The organism is Microbacterium sp. 16-032 (assembly GCF_041079455.1).
Taxonomy (GTDB): domain Bacteria; phylum Actinomycetota; class Actinomycetes; order Actinomycetales; family Microbacteriaceae; genus Microbacterium; species Microbacterium testaceum_A.
Genome location: NZ_JBFYGQ010000002.1, coordinates 113875 through 129309, shown reverse-complemented (window position 1 = coordinate 129309; position 15435 = coordinate 113875). Strand labels below are relative to the sequence as shown.

Below are 15435 nucleotides of genomic sequence, written 5' to 3'. Positions count from 1 at the left end.
CGCTCAGCGCGCGTAGCGTTCGACGAAGGTGCGCAGCAGGCGCGACGGGGCGGTCACGGGCGCGCGGCGCACGGCCTCCAGGGTGAGGTCGAGCTCGTGGGCGGCGAAGTACCCGTACGACGCGTAGGCGTGGATGCGCGTGACGATGCCGTCCAGATCGAGCTCGGGGTGGAACTGCGTCGCGTAGACGTTCTGCTTCAGCCGGAACATCTGCACCGGGCAGGTGGGCGACGACGCGAGCAGGGTCGCGGCGGGCGGCAGCGCGCTGATCGCTTCTTTGTGTCCCACGAACGCGGCGAAGGTCGCGGTCAGCCCCTCGGCGAGGGGGTCCTCGCGTCCGGCGGCGGTGAGAGACACGTCGACCACGCTGATGGGCTCGGCGAAGGTGCCGTCGATGGGCGCACCGAGGTGCGTGCCCAGGGTTCCGACGCCGTAACAGGCCCCGAGGAACGGATGATCGCGTGCCACGACCTCGTCGACGAGCGCCGCCATCTCGTCCTCGACGCGTCGTTGCACGGGCGACTTGCGCTCGACCGGGTCGGAGGCGTTGAAGGGGCTCCCGCCCACCAGGATCCCCGAGACCTCGTCGAGGTCGATCTCGGGCATCGGCTCGCGCTCGAGTCGGACGCGGCGCAGTCGCTCGGGGGGCAGCCCCGTGAATCGCAGGAAGAGCGCGTATTCCTCGTCGGCCGGGAGGTCTTCGGCGCGCGTGGCCAGCAGCACGAAGGGGCGGTCACCGGGGAGGTCGGTCGAGGTCACTCCAGCGATTGTAGGTGAGCCCTGTCAAGGTACCGGGCGGTGTCGGCGCCGCGGTCTACGCTGACGTCATGGCTATTGCACGACTGACCGGAGGCCCGCTCGACGGGCAGGTTCTCCCGCTCGAGAACGAGTCCGACGACACGCTGATCATGCCCTACAGCGAGGGCCAGCTCGTCTACCGCCGCGACGGCGGCCTCGAGAACACGGGCGATTCCGACGGCCCCACCCAGGCCGTCTTCGTCTTCTCCGAAGAGACCGAAGACATCAACCCCGACGCCGACGGACGCGACGATTGAGCGGAGACCCGAAGGGGTCGTCGAACGTCGAGGTCGAGTCGAAGTACGACGTCGACGATGAAACGCCCCTGCCCGACTGGTCGGCCCTGCCCGGGGTGACGCGGGTCGGGGACCCCGAACCCCGCGACCTCGACGCGCGCTACCTCGACACCGCCTCGGCCGACCTGGCGCGGGCGGGCGTCGCGGTGCGCCGCCGCACGGGCGGCCCCGACGAGGGGTGGCACGTGAAGGGCCCTCTCGAGGCCGGAGGCCGACGCGAGACCCAATGGCCGCTCGAGGCCGACGGCGATTCCGACACCGAACCGGTGGTCCCTCCGGCGGTTCAGGATGCCGTCGCCTCGATCGCCGCGCCCCCGTTCACCCCTCTCGCTCGGCTGCGCAACCACCGCACGGCCTACGCGCTGCTCGATGCCGACGGGAACGAGGTCGCCGAGTTCGTCGACGACCGCGTCCGGGCGCGCGACGAACGACGCGGCGTCGAGTCGGCGTGGCGGGAGTGGGAGGTCGAGCTCGGCCCCGCCGGTCCGTCCGACGACGCCGGGCGCGCGGAGTTCTTCGCCGCGGTCGACGCGGCCGTGTTCGCCGCGGGAGGCCGCCACGCGGCATCCGGTTCCAAGCTCGCTCGCGCTCTGGGGCACTGAGCCCCCACGAACGAGAAGGCCCGCCCGGGGAACCGGGCGGGCCTTCGTCGATCAGTCGATCAGAGGTTGATCATGTGCCCCGTGAGGCCGTGGAAGGCCTCCTGCAGGCCCTCCGACAGCGTCGGGTGGGTGTGCACGTTGCGCGCGGCCTCGAGAGCGGTGAGGTCCCACTTCTGCGCGAGGGTCAGCTCGGGCAGCAGCTCCGACACGTCGGGGCCGATGAGGTGGCCACCGATGAGCTCGAGCGTCTCGGCGTCGGCGACGAGCTTGACGAAGCCGACGGGCTCGCCGAGGCCGTTCGCCTTGCCGTTGGCCGAGAAGGGGAACTTCGCGACCTTGATGTCGTGACCGGCGTCGCGCGCCTGCTGCTCGGTGAGGCCGAACGAGGCGACCTGCGGGTTGCAGAAGGTGGCGCGGGGCATGTTGCGGTAGTCGCCCAGCGTCTGCGTCTCGGCTCCGGCGATGGTCTCGGCGGCCACGACGCCCTGCGCCTCGGCCACGTGGGCCAGCTGCAGCTTGGCGGTGACGTCGCCGATCGAGTAGATGTGCGGCACGTTGGTGCGCATGTGGTCGTCGATCTCGATGGCGCCGCGCTCGGTGAGCTTTACGCCGGTGTTCTCGAGACCGAAGCCGTCGACCTTGGGAGCGAACCCGATCGACATGAGCACGCGGTCGGCGTCGATCGAGCTCTGCGAGCCGTCCTTCGCCGTGTAGGCGACGGTGACCTTGTCGCCGTGGTCGGTGACCGACTCGACCTTGGTCGAGGTGAGGATGTCGACGCCGTAGCCCTTGTACTGCTTCTGGATCTCTTTCGAGACCTCGGCGTCTTCGTTCGGCAGCGCACGGTCGAGGAACTCGATGATCGTGACCTTCACGCCGTAGTTCGTCATGACGTAGGCGAACTCCATGCCGATGGCGCCGGCGCCGACGATGACGATCGACTCGGGGAGCTCGCGGGTGAGGATCTGCTCCTCGTAGGTGACGACGTTCTCGGACAGGGTGACGCCGGGGAGGAGGCGCACGGTCGAGCCCGTGGCGATGATGACGTTGTCGAAGGTGACCTGCTCCTTGGAGCCGTCGGTCTTGGTCACGTCGATCGTGTGGTCGTCGGCGAAGGAGCCGCGGCCCTCGTACTCGGTGACCTTGTTCTTCTTCATCAGGTAGTGGATGCCCTTGACGTGGCCGGCGGCGACGCTGCGCGAGCGGTCGAACGCCTTGCCGAAGTCGAAGGTGACGTCACCCGAGATGCCGAACAGGTCGGCCTTCGCGTGGAACGTGTGCGCGAGGTCGGCGTTGCGCAGGAGGGCCTTGGAGGGGATGCAGCCCACGTTGAGGCACACACCGCCCCAGTACTTCTCTTCGACGATCGCGACCGACAGTCCGAGCTGTGCGCCGCGGACGGCGGCGACGTACCCGCCGGGACCCGCACCAAGAATGACCAGATCGTAATGAGGCATGGTTCCAGCCTATCGCCCGGCGGTGCCGCCACCGGCGGTCTTGCGACCGCTGCGGGCGGCGAAGACGTAGACCAGGACCCCGGCCACGATCACGAGGAGGACGGCGAGCAGGATCCAGGGCAGGGGAGAGGGCGCCGAGGTGTTCTCGGTCGGCAGGGGAGTGGCGTTCGGGGTCTGCGCCGGGGTCGCGCTCTCGGCGGGCGCGGGACCGGCCGACGCCGTGGGGGTCGCGGTCGCGGAGGGGGTCGCGGCTGCGGCGGGCACCGAGAAGGCGAAGTCGCCGTCGATGGGGTGGCCGTCGCTCGACACGACGCGCCACTTCACGGTGACGGTTCCGGATGCCGATCCCTGCAGCGCCTGCGTCACCTCGGCGCCCGAGACGGTCGGGGCGCCCTCCGCCAGTGAGGCGCCCGACGAATCGGTGACCTCGATCACGGTCGCGCCGGCGTCGGTGAGGACGTCGGCGCTGTACGAGAACGTGATCTGCGCCGGGAGGGCCTCGAGCGTCGCCCCGGCCGCGGGATCGGTCGAGACGAGCTCGTCGTGGGCGGCGGCGGGGGAGGCCGGCACGAAGAGCGCGGCGGCGGCCAGCAGGCCGGCGGCGAGGACGGCGGGAAGAAGGCGTCGGCGGGGCGTCACGGAGGAAGTCACCCTTCGACCCTAACGACGGACCGAGCGGTCGGACTGGGAGCGTGCACAGGGGTCGAGCGCGCCTCGACGGCGGTGAGGAACGCGACGGCGCGCCGACAGAGGGTGAAGCGGACTCGACAGGGCCCCGTTCGGGTCGATAGGTTCGAGTGTCTCGTCGGCCGCCTCCGCATCCCCCAAACCGCGGCGTCCCGGTTTCGGCGAATACAGACACATCACGCATCACCGTGACCTGCTCGAAGTCGGTCGACCCCGCCGTTGGCGACCGATCGGTTATGGTGAATATGAAGGAGAAGCCGTGGACGAGACCAGCCGATTCGAGCGAGACGAGATCCGGCGCGCGGCCGACGCCGCCGCAGCCGGGGCGTCGCACGACACGACCCAGACCCACGACGCCGACCTGTCGTTCGTCCCCTTCGGGGCCGACCTCAACGAGGCGGAGCTCGAGGCCATCGACGCCCTCCCCTCGGGAGCGGCTCTGCTGATCGTCCGCTCGGGACCGACGACCGGGGCCCGCTACCTCCTCGACACCGACGTGACCACCGTCGGCCGTCACCCCGAGGCCGACCTCTTCTTCGACGACGTCACCGTCTCGCGTCGTCACGCCGAGATCCTCCGCTCGGGCAGCTCGTTCGAGATCGTCGACCAGCGCTCGCTCAACGGCAGCTACGTCAACGGCGAGCGGGTCGACCGCTCGGCCCTCGTCAACGGCTCCGAGGTGCGCATCGGCAAGTTCCGTCTCAACTTCTTCGGTTCGCCGGCCGACCTGCCCGCGGCTGAGCACTGATGGCGGCAGCCCCCTCCCGTAGTCGACAGACGGCTGCGGGGCTGCTCAGCATCGGGCAGGTGCTCGCGCGCCTGACCCCCGATTTCCCGGCACTCACCTCGAGCAAGCTGCGCTTCCTCGAGGTGCAGGGGATTGTCTCGCCGACGCGCACCGACTCCGGCTACCGCAAGTTCTCGCCGGCCGACCTCGAGCGACTGCGTCTCGCGCTCACGCTGCAGCGCGACCACTACCTTCCGCTCGTCGTCATCCGCGACTACCTCGCCGACCTCGACGCGGGCCGCAACCCGGCTCCGCCGACCGCGATCCCGTCGATGACGAGCGCGCCGCGCCGCTACCGACGCGAAGAGCTCTTGACGGCCGCGGGCGCGCGCCCCCAGTTGTTGAACGACGCGGTCAGCACCGGGGTGATCAGCGCCGCCGACAGTTATTCCGAGCAGACGGTCACTCTGCTCCGCGCCCTCGTCGCGCTGGACCGGCACGGCATCGAGCCGCGCCACATCCGCTCGCTGCGGCAGAGCGCCGAGCGCGAGGTCTCGCTCGTGGAGTCGGCGCTGTCGGCCCTGCTGCGGCGCCCCGATGCGCCCTCGCGGGCCCGGGCGAGCGAGCTCGCTCCCGAGCTCGCGGCCCGCCTCGACGAGGTGCGGGCGATGTTCGTGCGCGATGCGCTCGAGCGAATCCTGTCCTGATCGCGACACGCCGCGACCCTCGGAGCGGATGTCATTGCCGGGGGACCTCCGCTCATCTAGCGTGGAGGAAACGAACCGATGAGGAGGACGCGAGCATGAACGCTGGCGACGCGCTCGGTGAACCTCGGTTCGCCGCTGATCTCCTCTTCACCGACGGTCTGCCCGAGATGGACGACGACACCGGTTATCGCGGGGCTGTCGCGGCACGCGCTGCCGGCATCACGTACCGCCAGCTCGACTACTGGGCTCGTACCGAGCTCGTCGTCCCGACGGTCCGCGGGGCGAGCGGTTCGGGTTCGCAGCGTCTCTACGGCTTCCGCGACATCCTCGTCCTGAAGCTCGTGAAGCGTCTTCTCGACACCGGAATCTCGCTGCAGCAGATCCGCACGGCCGTCGATCAGCTCCGCGCCGCGGGCATCCGCGACCTCGCGGGCACCACCCTCATGAGCGACGGGGCCTCCGTGTACCTGTGCACCTCGAACGACGAGGTCATCGACCTCGTCAGCCGTGGCCAGGGCGTCTTCGGTATCGCGGTGGGCAAAGTCCTCCGCGAGGTCGAGTCCACGCTCGTCGACTTCGAGAAGGCCACCCCCGACGCCGTCGACGAGCTCGCCGCGCGCCGCGCCGCCCGCACCGCCTGAGCTCGCCTCACTCTTTCCGGATCCCGGATGCCATGGCATCCGGGGTTCTTCTGCTTTCGCGTGAGGGGTCGCTTTCTGTCGCTTACGGGCGCCCTCGGCGACGGAAAATGACCCCTCACGCGGGTGGGACGGGGAACGAGGACGCCGCCCGGCTGCGCGGCAGCGGGACGGCGTCTGACGAAATCGCGGGTCAGGCCTGCGGGGCCTCGGACTCGACGGGGATCCGGCCGGTGCGCACGATCCGGTCGAGCAGCGCGTCGAAGTCGGCCGCGAGTTCCTGAGCGGAGTCGCCGGGCCACACGTGCAGCGGCTTGGCGGCACCCTGCGCCTGCTGGAGCGAGGTGCGCTCGGGCAGCTGCGGGTTGAGCACGAGCGGACCGAACATGTCGCGCAGCTCTTTGATGCGGAACTGGTGCTCGATCGACTGCGGGCGCACGCGGTTGACCACGACGCCGAGGGGCTGCAGTCGCGGCGACAGACCGCGGCGGATCTCTTCGATCGCGCGCAGGGCGCGGTCGGCCGCGGCGACCGAGAACAGTCCGGGCTCGGTGACGACTACGACGCGGTCGCTCGCGGCCCACGCGGTGCGCGTGAGGGCGTTGAGCGAGGGGGCGCAGTCGATGAGCACGAGGTCGTAGTCGGCCTCGATCGTCGCCAGCGCCTCTTCGAGCTTCCAGACGTCGCGGACGCTCGGGTGCGGTCCGTCGAAGTTGATGGCCGACGGGCTGCCGATGAGCACGTCGATGGTGCCGGGGTGGACCTTGGCCCACCCGCTCGAGGTGATCGCCTGTCGGACGACCTTCTCTTTGGGGTTGGCCAGGACATCGGCGATGTTGAGCCGACCGGCGACCTGGATGTCCATCCCGGTCGACACGTCGGACTGAGGGTCGAGGTCGACGACGAGAGTGCGAACGCCACGTGCGAAGGCTGCGGAAGCCAGCCCGAGTGTCACGGTCGTCTTGCCGACCCCGCCTTTGAGAGAGCTGACGGAGAGTACGTGCACGAGAGTCCACGTTACCGTCCCCTAGGCTGTGAGCACATTCAGCTCCGCCAGCTTGACGTGAGGTGCGCATGTTCTCGAAAATCCTGGTCGCCAATCGCGGCGAGATCGCGATCCGCGCGTTCCGCGCCGCTTACGAGGTCGGAGCCCGCACCGTCGCGGTGTATCCGTACGAGGATCGCGCCTCCCTCCACCGTCTGAAGGCCGATGAGGCGTACCAGATCGGCGAGCGCGGCCACCCCGTGCGCGCCTACCTCGACGTCGACGAGATCATCCGCGTCGCCCGTGAGTGCGGGGCGGATGCCATCTACCCGGGCTACGGCTTCCTCTCCGAGAACCCTGAGCTCGCCCAGAAGGCCGCCGCCCACGGGATCACCTTCATCGGGCCTCCCGCCGACGTGCTCGCCATGGCGGGCAACAAGGTGACGGCGAAGGAGCACGCGATCTCAGCCGGCGTGCCGGTGCTGCGCTCGACGCCCGCGTCCGACGACATCGACGATCTCCTCGCCCAGGCCGACGAGATCGGCTTCCCGGTCTTCGCCAAGGCCGTCGCCGGTGGCGGGGGGCGCGGTATGCGCCGCGTGGAGTCGAAGGGCGAGCTCGCCCCGGCCCTCGCCGAGGCCATGCGCGAGGCGCAGAGCGCGTTCGGCGATCCCCGCATGTTCCTCGAGCAGGCCGTGCAGCGCCCGCGTCACGTCGAGGTGCAGATCCTCGCGGATGCCACGAGCGAGACCGTTCACCTGTTCGAGCGCGACTGCTCGGTGCAGCGCCGCCACCAGAAGGTCATCGAGATCGCGCCGGCGCCGAACCTCGACGATGCCGTACGGCAGGACCTGCACCGCTACGCCGTCGCGTTCGCCCGCTCGATCGGCTACCAGAACGCCGGAACCGTCGAGTTCCTGCTCGAGACCGCGGGGCCGCGAGCGGGCGAGGTCGTCTTCATCGAGATGAACCCGCGCATCCAGGTCGAGCACACCGTGACCGAGGAGGTCACCGACGTCGACCTCGTGCAGTCGCAGATGCGCATCGCCGCGGGGGCGACCCTCGCCGAGCTGCACCTGCAGCAGGACGACATCCACCTGCGGGGCGCGGCGTTGCAGTGCCGTATCACGACCGAGGACCCCACGCAGGGCTTCCGCCCCGACACCGGCAAGATCACCACGTACCGCTCGCCCGGTGGCGCCGGCATCCGCCTCGACGGCGGCACGACCGCCGCGGGCTCGCAGGTGAGCCCGCACTTCGACTCGATGCTGTCGAAGCTGTCGTGCCGTGGCCGTGACTTCGAGGCCGCCGTGTCCCGCGCCCGCCGCGCCCTCGCAGAGTTCCGCATCCGCGGGGTCTCGACGAACATCCCGTTCCTGCAGGCCGTGCTCGACGACCCCGCCTTCGTCGCGGGCGACCTCAGCACCTCGTTCATCGACGAGCGCCCCGAGCTGCTGAAGGGCCGCGAGTCCAAGGACCGCGGCACGAAGATCCTCTCGTGGCTCGTGGACACCACGGTCAACCGCCCGAACGGCGAGAACCCGCTGTCGATCGACCCGTCGGCCAAGCTCCCGACCCTCGACCTGGCGGCCCCGGCCCCCGCGGGCTCGCGCCAGCGTCTGCAGCAGCTCGGTCCCGCCGGCTTCGCGAAGGCCCTGCGCGAGCAGACCGCCCTCGCCGTCACCGAGACCACGTTCCGCGACGCGCACCAGTCGCTGCTCGCCACGCGCGTGCGCACCCGCGACCTCGCGCGCGTGGCCCCCTACGTGGCCCGGCTGACGCCCGGGTTGCTGTCGGTCGAAGCCTGGGGCGGGGCGACCTACGACGTCGCGCTGCGCTTCCTCGGCGAAGACCCGTGGGAGCGTCTCGACGCCCTCCGCGAGGCGCTGCCGAACGTCGCGATCCAGATGCTGCTGCGCGGCCGCAACACCGTCGGCTACACCCCGTACCCCACCGAGGTCACCGATGCGTTCGTGGCCGAGGCCGCGGCATCCGGTGTCGACATCTTCCGCATCTTCGACGCCCTCAACGACGTCTCGCAGATGCGGCCGGCGATCGACGCGGTTTTGGCGACCGGCACCGCGGTGGCCGAAGTCGCCCTCTGCTACACGGGGGATCTGCTGGATCCCGCCGAAGACCTGTACACGCTCGACTACTACCTGGGTCTGGCCGAGCAGATCGTCGACGCGGGAGCCCACATCCTCGCGATCAAGGATATGGCGGGTCTGCTGCGCCCGACCGCCGCGGCGAAGCTCGTGACGGCGCTGCGCGAGCGCTTCGACCTGCCGGTGCACGTCCACACCCACGACACCGCGGGCGGGCAGCTCGCGACGCTGCTGGCCGCCTCGGCGACGGGGGCGGATGCCGTGGACGCGGCCTCGGCGCCGATGGCCGGCACCACGAGCCAGCCGTCGCTGTCGGCGCTCGTCGCCGCGCTCGCGCACACCGAACGCGACACGGGCCTCGACCTCGGGGCCGTCAGCGACCTGGAGCCCTACTGGGAGGCCGTGCGTCAGCTGTACCGGCCGTTCGAGTCGGGTCTCGCCGGACCCACCGGGCGCGTCTACCGTCACGAGATCCCCGGCGGACAGCTGTCGAACCTGCGGCAGCAGGCGATCGCGCTGGGCCTGGCCGACGACTTCGAGCTCATCGAGGACATGTACGCCGCCGCCGACCGCATCCTCGGCCGGGTGCCCAAGGTCACGCCCTCGTCGAAGGTGGTGGGCGACCTCGCCCTGCACCTCGCCGCGGTCAAGGCCGATCCGGCCGACTTCGAGCAGAACCCCGAGAAGTACGACGTGCCGGACTCGGTGGTGTCGTTCATGGCGGGGGAGCTGGGTGATCTTCCGGGCGGTTGGCCGGAGCCCTTCCGCTCGAAGGTCCTCGCCGGCCGGGATGCCAAGACGGGCACGACCCCGCTCACCGACGACGACACGGCGGCACTGGCGGGGGAGTCCGCCGAGCGGCGCTCCCGCTTGAACCGTCTGCTGTTCCCGGGGCCGACGCGCACTTTCGAGCAGACCCGCGAGACGTACGGCGACCTGAGCGTGCTCTCCACGGCCGACTACCTCTACGGGCTGCGGTCCGGCGGCGAACACACCGTCGAGATCGAGCGCGGCGTGCAGCTGTTCGTCGGCCTCGAGGCGGTCGGTGAGGCGGACGACAAGGGCATGCGCACGGTCATGACGACCTTGAACGGACAGTTGCGCCCGGTGTTCGTCCGCGACCGCTCCATCGACGTCGAGGCGCGTCAGGCCGAGAAGGCCGACACCTCGAAGCCGGGCCAGATGGCGGCGCCGTTCTCGGGCGTCGTGACGCTGAAGGCGTCGCCGGGCGACCGCGTCTCCGCCGGTCAGGCGGTCGCCTCGATCGAGGCGATGAAGATGGAGGCGGCGATCACCGCACCCGTCGACGGAGTGGTCGAGCGTGTCGCGATCGGTACCACACAACAGGTCGAAGCAGGAGACCTTTTGCTGGTAATCCGCCAAGCGCAGTAACCTGGGAGGGGGCGCTTTCGCGCCCTCTTCCCGTTTGGAGACTGCAGTGACCCCCGACCGCACCGACGCGAACCCCGACGAGAACGCCGAGCACGGCGTGCTCGACGAGATCGGGAATCTCGACACGGCCAGCATCACGATCCTCGGTGGACACATCGCGCAGGTCAACGTCGACCTTCCCGTGGCCACCGACGACGACGACCTCGACGACGACGTGATCGAAGACGAGATCCCCCTCGACGAGGCCGACCTCGCCGCTCTCGACGCCCCGCGCGTCCCCTCCGCCGCGTTTGCCGACGACCGCCGCGACGAGATCGTCCACGACCCGCACGTCGAGCAGCTCGAGACGGGCGAGATCATCCTCGAGCCGCACGACGCGGCCGACGAGACGGACTCGTCCGCGGACGACGAGGTGCACGACGCCGAGATCGTCGTCGAGCCGTCGCACGATCTCGACGAGCAGGAGACTTCGGATGCCGAGCACCCGACCGCCGGAGAAGGCTTCGGCGATGACGGCTTCGGCGACGACGACCCGGTCGACGGCGAGGGCTCGAACGCGGGGGAGGAGGCCGAGGAGATCCCGGCCGACGACGCCGCCCTCTCTGAGGGCGATGGTCCCGTCGAGCACGATGCCGAGGAGACCGACGGAGCCGCCGCCTCGAACGAAGACGACGTCGACGCCGACGATGTGCTGGCGGATGCCGACCCGGCTGAGGCCGACCCTGTCGAGGTCGATTCCGCGGCGGATGACGACGCTGACGCCGATCACCCCGATGCTGACGCGACGCAGGCCGCTCAGCGGGCCGACGATCTCGCCGACGCCGAGGTCGTCGACGACGTCGAGCTGTTCGAGGCCGATGCCGCCGAGCCCACCGACGCCGACCTCGCCGATTCGTCGCTCGATGACGATGAATCGCTGGTGGATGACCACGCCGTCGACGCCGCGTCCGTACCGCTGACGCACGCGCCGTGGGTTCCCGCCGCCGTTGAAGAGCCCGAGCACGGCGACGAGGCGGCACAGGCAACGGACGACGTCGAGGCGGACGACGCCTCGCCCGACGATGCCGTTTCCGCTCCCGCTGATCGAGAAGACACCGACGTCGCGGGCTCCGACGACGCCGACGCCCCGGCGTCGAACACGGACGACGAACAGCGTGAAGAGGTCGAGGCCATGGCAGAGGCGCCCGAGTCCCCCCGACCGCCGGTGGACGCCCCCGGCGCACCGGAGTCCGCCGCCCCGCGGCCGACCGCATCGACTGCCCCCGAGGCCGAGGTCGACGCCCCTGCCCCGGCGTCGCCCGTCAGCGCCGACACCGCGTCGGTGCCGACCACGCGCGCCGAGCGCGCCGCGACGGGCGTCATCGGGACGATCCCGCTCACGCGCCGCAGCGCCCACCAGGCCGACGACGCCGCCCGAGCCGCCGACGAAGCCGCGCGCGTCGACCGCGCGCACGCGCTCGAGCGCGTGCGCACCCCCGCCCCCGAGGTCACGCTCACCTCGAAGCGCATCGGCCAGATCGACGACGCGCGCGAGAGCTCCGACCTGCTCACGGCCGACCGTCTGCTCGACCCCCGCCAGATCGCCCGCCCCGAGCCCGAGGGCCTCTGGCAGCAGCTGGTCTACTCGGTCTCGCGCCACCGCATCAACCTCGGCGACGGTCGGCGCGCACGACAGCGCAAGGACCTCGACCGGCGCATCTCCGCCCCCCTCTCAGGTGGGGCCCGCTTCGTGCCGGTGCTGTCCCGCAAGGGCGGGGTGGGAAAGACGACGGTCACCTCGTTGCTGGGCATGGCTCTGGCCGACGCCCGTGACGACCGCGTCATCGCCGTCGACGCCAACCCCGACCGCGGAACGCTCGCCGATCGCGTGGGTCGTCCCAACGGGCGCACCGTCCGCGACCTCGTCCGCTCCCACGACGAGATGTCCGGGTACAACGACGTCTCGTCGATCGTGGCCCGGGATGCCACCCGCCTCGACGTCCTGGCATCCGATTCCGACCCGCGGGTGTCCGAGGCCTTCAGCGACGACGACTACCGTCAGGTCGCCGACGTCGCGGCGCACTACTACTCCATCGTCCTCACCGACACGGGCACGGGCATCGTGCACTCGGTCATGGGGGCGACACTCGAGCTCGCCGACACCCTGGTCATCGTCGCGGGACTGTCGGTCGACGAGGCGCGCCTCGCGTCCGAGACGCTGACGTGGCTCGAGACGAACGGCTACTCCGCCCGTGTGCGCGACGCGGTCGTGGTGCTGAACAGCTCGCGGCCGGGCACGCCCCTCGTGCGCGAGAGCGAGCTCGAGGCGCACTTCCGCTCGCGGGTGCGCACCGTGATCCGCATGCCCTACGACGCGCGTATCGCCGCGGGCAGCGCGATCACCTTCCGTGAGCTCCAGCCTTCGACCCGGCAGGCGGCTCGCGAACTCGCCGCCGCGGTCGTCGAAGGCCTTCGCACCCCGGCGGCCGCCGCGTGACCGTCCGCCCGATCCGTTTGTTCGGAGACCCCGTCCTGCGCGCGACGAGCGCCCCCATCGAGCAGATCGACGACGGCATCCGCGCTCTCGTGCAGGATCTGATCGACACGGTCGAGCTGCCCGGCCGCGCTGGGGTCGCCGCTCCCCAGATCGGCGTGGGCCTGCGTGCCTTCAGCTACAACATCGACGGCGACATCGGGTACGTCCTCAACCCCGTGCTGGTCGAGACGCGCGGCGAGCCCGAAGCAGTGGGCGAGGGCTGCCTGTCGGTGCCCGGCCTCTGGCACGACGCGATCCGCTACCCCTGGGCCAAGGTCGTCGGCATCGACCTCGACGGTGAAGAGGTCGTGCTCGAGGGCGAGGGGCTGCTCGCCCAGGCGCTCCAGCACGAGACCGACCACCTCGACGGCATGCTGTACCTCTCGCGCCTGCCCGCCGAGACGCGTCGCGAGGCGATGCGCCAGGTGCGCGAGAGCGACTGGTTCTGACCTGATCTCTGCAGAGGGGCCCGGATGCCGGCATCCGGGCCCTTCGTCTGTCCGCGCTGGTCAAGAGAACAGGCCGGGGCGACGAGGACAGGTCGATTCGAGGCGGATCGTCCTGTCCCCGTGACGTCTCCTGTTCTCGCGACGCGAAACGGCCCGGCCCCGCGAGGGGACCGGGCCGTCATCGTCGCCCGCCTCAGGGAAGCGACACGTTGGTCGTGTTGACGGGCATCGCGTAGATGTCCTCGATCGCGTCGGCGAAGTCCGCCACGATCACATTGCGCTTGATGCTCATCTTCGGGGTGAGGTGGCCGCTGGCCTCGGTCCACTCGGTCGGCAGGATCGTGAACTTGCGGATGGACTCCGCGCGCGAGACCCGCGTGTTCGCACGGTCGATCGCGCCCTGCACCTCGGCCCGCACCTTCTCGTTCTCGGCCGCCTCGGCGAGCGACATGTCGGCGGGCAGTCCGTTGTTGGCCAGCCACGTCGGCAGCATCTCGGAGTCGAGGGTGACGAGAGCCGCGATGAACGGCTTGTGGTCGCCCACCACGACGACCTGACCGACGATCGGGTTGGCGCGAATCGGGTCCTCGAGGGCCGCGGGGGCGACGTTCTTGCCGCCCGCGGTCACGATGATCTCCTTCTTGCGGCCGGTGATCGCGAGGAAGCCGTCGCTGTCGAAAGCGCCGATGTCGCCGGTCTTGAACCACTCGCCGTCGAACGCCTCGGCGGTGGCCTCGGGGTTCTGCCAGTACTCGCGGAACACGTTGATGCCGCGCACCTGGATCTCGCCGTCATCCGCGAGACGGATGCCGACACCCGGCAGAACCGGACCGACGGTGCCGATCTTCGACTTCGTGGCGAGGTTGACCGTGGCCGGGGCTGTGGTCTCGGTGAGGCCGTAGCCCTCGAGGATCACGACGCCGAGGCTACGGAAGAAGTGACCCAGGCGGGGGCCGAGAGGGGCCGATCCCGACACCGCGTAGACGATGTTCCCGCCCATGGCATCCCGGAGTTTGGAGTACACCAGCTTCTCGAACAGGGCGAACTTGATCTTCAGCAGCAGCGGGATCGACTTTCCGTCCTGGAGGCGCTGCGAGTGCTCGATCGCGGCGTCGGCGGCGGCGCGGAAGATCTTGCCCTTGCCGCCGGCCTCGGCCTTCTGCTCGGCCGAGTTGTAGACCTTCTCGAAGACGCGGGGAACCGCGAGGAGGAAGGTGGGGCGGAAGCTCCCGAGCGCGGGAAGGAGCTGCTTCGTGTCGGGCTGGTGGCCCGTCTTCACGCCCGCGTGGATGTTGAGCAGCGAGATGAAGCGCGCGAACACGTGCGCCGTGGTGATGAAGAGCAGGGTGGAGGCGCCCGGGGTCTCGACCACCTCGTGCAGCGACTTGGCGGAGTTGCGGGCCAGCTCGACGAAGTTGCTGTGGACGAGGACGCAGCCCTTCGGGCGACCCGTCGAGCCCGAGGTGTAGATGAGCGTCGCGATGTCCGAGGCCTTGGCGAGGTGACGACGGCGCTCGATCTCTTCGTCGGTGATGTGCGTGCCGTTGGCGACGAGGGTGTCGAGGGCGCCGGAGTGCATCGCCCAGACCTCGCGGACGAGGGGGAGGTCGCTGCGGACCTCGTCGAGACGCTCGCCGTGCTCCGGCGATTCCACGACCACGGCGATTGCGCCGGAGTCCGAGAGGATCCACGAGATCTGCGAGGCCGAGCTCGTCTCGTACACCGGGACCATGACCGCGCCGGCGTAGAAGAGGGCGAAGTCCACCAGGGTCCAGTCGTAGGTGGTGCGGGCGATGAACCCGACCTTCTCGCCGGGCTGGATGCCGGCCGCGACGAAGCCCTTCGCGAGGGCGATGACCTGCTTCTCGAACTCGGCGGCGGTGATGTCGCGCCACCCGTCGCGGTCGGGCACCGCGAACAGCGGACGGTCGGGGGTGGCGCGGACGCGGTCGGCGAGCAGGTCCGACGCGTTCGCGTCGGGGTCTGCGGGGACGAGGGCGGGTTGATCGAACTGGATCACGGCAACTCCTTTGGCACCGGAAGAACGTCGAGCGGGTCTGTCGAGTCTATAAGCATG

13 protein-coding genes are annotated in these 15435 nt (G+C 70.3%); 8 read left to right on the top strand and 5 right to left on the bottom strand.

Going from position 1 to position 15435, the window contains the following annotated elements; genetic code table 11:
* Positions 1-3: 3 nt before the first annotated feature.
* Positions 4-759 (bottom strand): glutamine amidotransferase, encoded by a 756-nt coding sequence (locus AB6V31_RS04235; protein WP_369364273.1) that lies wholly within the window; start codon positions 757-759, stop codon positions 4-6.
* Between the two features lie 68 nt (positions 760-827).
* Between AB6V31_RS04235 and AB6V31_RS04230 the strand changes: the two genes are divergently transcribed.
* Together AB6V31_RS04230 and AB6V31_RS04225 are read left to right on the top strand one after the other, a co-directional pair.
* Positions 828-1055, top strand: a complete 228-nt coding sequence (locus AB6V31_RS04230) for a hypothetical protein (protein ID WP_056228525.1) — start codon at positions 828-830, stop codon at positions 1053-1055.
* Positions 1052-1696, top strand: coding sequence for a CYTH domain-containing protein (locus AB6V31_RS04225; RefSeq protein ID WP_369364271.1), 645 nt, complete (start codon positions 1052-1054; stop codon positions 1694-1696). The genes AB6V31_RS04230 and AB6V31_RS04225 overlap by 4 nt, the downstream gene beginning before the upstream one ends.
* A 59-nt stretch (positions 1697-1755) precedes the next feature.
* Here AB6V31_RS04225 and lpdA read toward each other — a convergent pair whose 3' ends face one another.
* The gene (gene lpdA / locus AB6V31_RS04220) at positions 1756-3153 is read right to left on the bottom strand and encodes a dihydrolipoyl dehydrogenase (RefSeq protein ID WP_369364269.1); all 1398 of its coding nucleotides are present in this window, start codon (positions 3151-3153) and stop codon (positions 1756-1758) included.
* A 9-nt stretch (positions 3154-3162) separates the two neighbouring features.
* Positions 3163-3804 (bottom strand): copper resistance protein CopC, encoded by a 642-nt coding sequence (locus tag AB6V31_RS04215; protein ID WP_369364267.1) that lies wholly within the window; start codon positions 3802-3804, stop codon positions 3163-3165.
* A 295-nt stretch (positions 3805-4099) separates the two neighbouring features.
* On the opposite strand from AB6V31_RS04215, the gene AB6V31_RS04210 reads away from it, so the two are divergent.
* The 3 genes from AB6V31_RS04210 to AB6V31_RS04200 all read left to right on the top strand — a co-directional run bounded on the left by AB6V31_RS04210 (position 4100) and on the right by AB6V31_RS04200 (position 5915).
* Positions 4100-4588, top strand: a complete 489-nt coding sequence (locus AB6V31_RS04210) for an FHA domain-containing protein (protein ID WP_056227667.1) — start codon at positions 4100-4102, stop codon at positions 4586-4588.
* Positions 4588-5274, top strand: a complete 687-nt coding sequence (locus AB6V31_RS04205; RefSeq protein ID WP_056227671.1) for a MerR family transcriptional regulator — start codon at positions 4588-4590, stop codon at positions 5272-5274. Before AB6V31_RS04210 ends, AB6V31_RS04205 begins: the two co-directional genes overlap by 1 nt.
* A gap of 95 nt (positions 5275-5369) precedes the next feature.
* Positions 5370-5915 (top strand): MerR family transcriptional regulator, encoded by a 546-nt coding sequence (locus tag AB6V31_RS04200; RefSeq protein ID WP_056227674.1) that lies wholly within the window; start codon positions 5370-5372, stop codon positions 5913-5915.
* 190 nt (positions 5916-6105) lie between these two features.
* Here AB6V31_RS04200 and AB6V31_RS04195 read toward each other — a convergent pair whose 3' ends face one another.
* On the bottom strand, positions 6106-6918 hold the full coding sequence (locus AB6V31_RS04195) for a ParA family protein (RefSeq protein ID WP_056227677.1): 813 nt from the start codon (positions 6916-6918) through the stop codon (positions 6106-6108).
* A gap of 68 nt (positions 6919-6986) precedes the next feature.
* Between AB6V31_RS04195 and AB6V31_RS04190 the strand changes: the two genes are divergently transcribed.
* Genes AB6V31_RS04190 through def form a run of 3 tightly spaced genes read left to right on the top strand, consistent with a single transcriptional unit; the run spans position 6987 to position 13358 of the window.
* Positions 6987-10394, top strand: coding sequence for a pyruvate carboxylase (locus AB6V31_RS04190; RefSeq protein ID WP_369364264.1), 3408 nt, complete (start codon positions 6987-6989; stop codon positions 10392-10394).
* Positions 10395-10440: 46 nt separating this feature from the next.
* A complete protein-coding gene (locus AB6V31_RS04185) occupies positions 10441-12870 on the top strand; it encodes a MinD/ParA family protein (RefSeq protein WP_369364262.1) in 2430 nt (809 codons plus the stop codon).
* Complete coding sequence (gene def / locus AB6V31_RS04180) at positions 12867-13358, top strand: peptide deformylase (protein ID WP_144781968.1); 492 nt, start codon at positions 12867-12869, stop codon at positions 13356-13358. The genes AB6V31_RS04185 and def overlap by 4 nt, the downstream gene beginning before the upstream one ends.
* A gap of 193 nt (positions 13359-13551) precedes the next feature.
* Here the strand turns inward: def and AB6V31_RS04175 are convergent, their stop codons facing one another.
* Positions 13552-15378, bottom strand: coding sequence for a long-chain fatty acid--CoA ligase (locus AB6V31_RS04175; protein ID WP_369364260.1), 1827 nt, complete (start codon positions 15376-15378; stop codon positions 13552-13554).
* Between the last annotated feature and the right edge of the window lie 57 nt (positions 15379-15435).

Bases quoted from the DNA above. Each gene is read 5' to 3' on its own strand.
- AB6V31_RS04230 (WP_056228525.1), top strand. From the start codon at position 828: ATGGCTATTGCACGACTGACCGGAGGCCCGCTCGACGGGCAGGTTCTC.
- lpdA (WP_369364269.1), bottom strand. From the start codon at position 3,153: ATGCCTCATTACGATCTGGTCATTCTTGGTGCGGGTCCCGGCGGGTAC.
- AB6V31_RS04205 (WP_056227671.1), top strand. From the start codon at position 4,588: ATGGCGGCAGCCCCCTCCCGTAGTCGACAGACGGCTGCGGGGCTGCTC.
- AB6V31_RS04200 (WP_056227674.1), top strand. From the start codon at position 5,370: ATGAACGCTGGCGACGCGCTCGGTGAACCTCGGTTCGCCGCTGATCTC.
- AB6V31_RS04190 (WP_369364264.1), top strand. From the start codon at position 6,987: ATGTTCTCGAAAATCCTGGTCGCCAATCGCGGCGAGATCGCGATCCGC.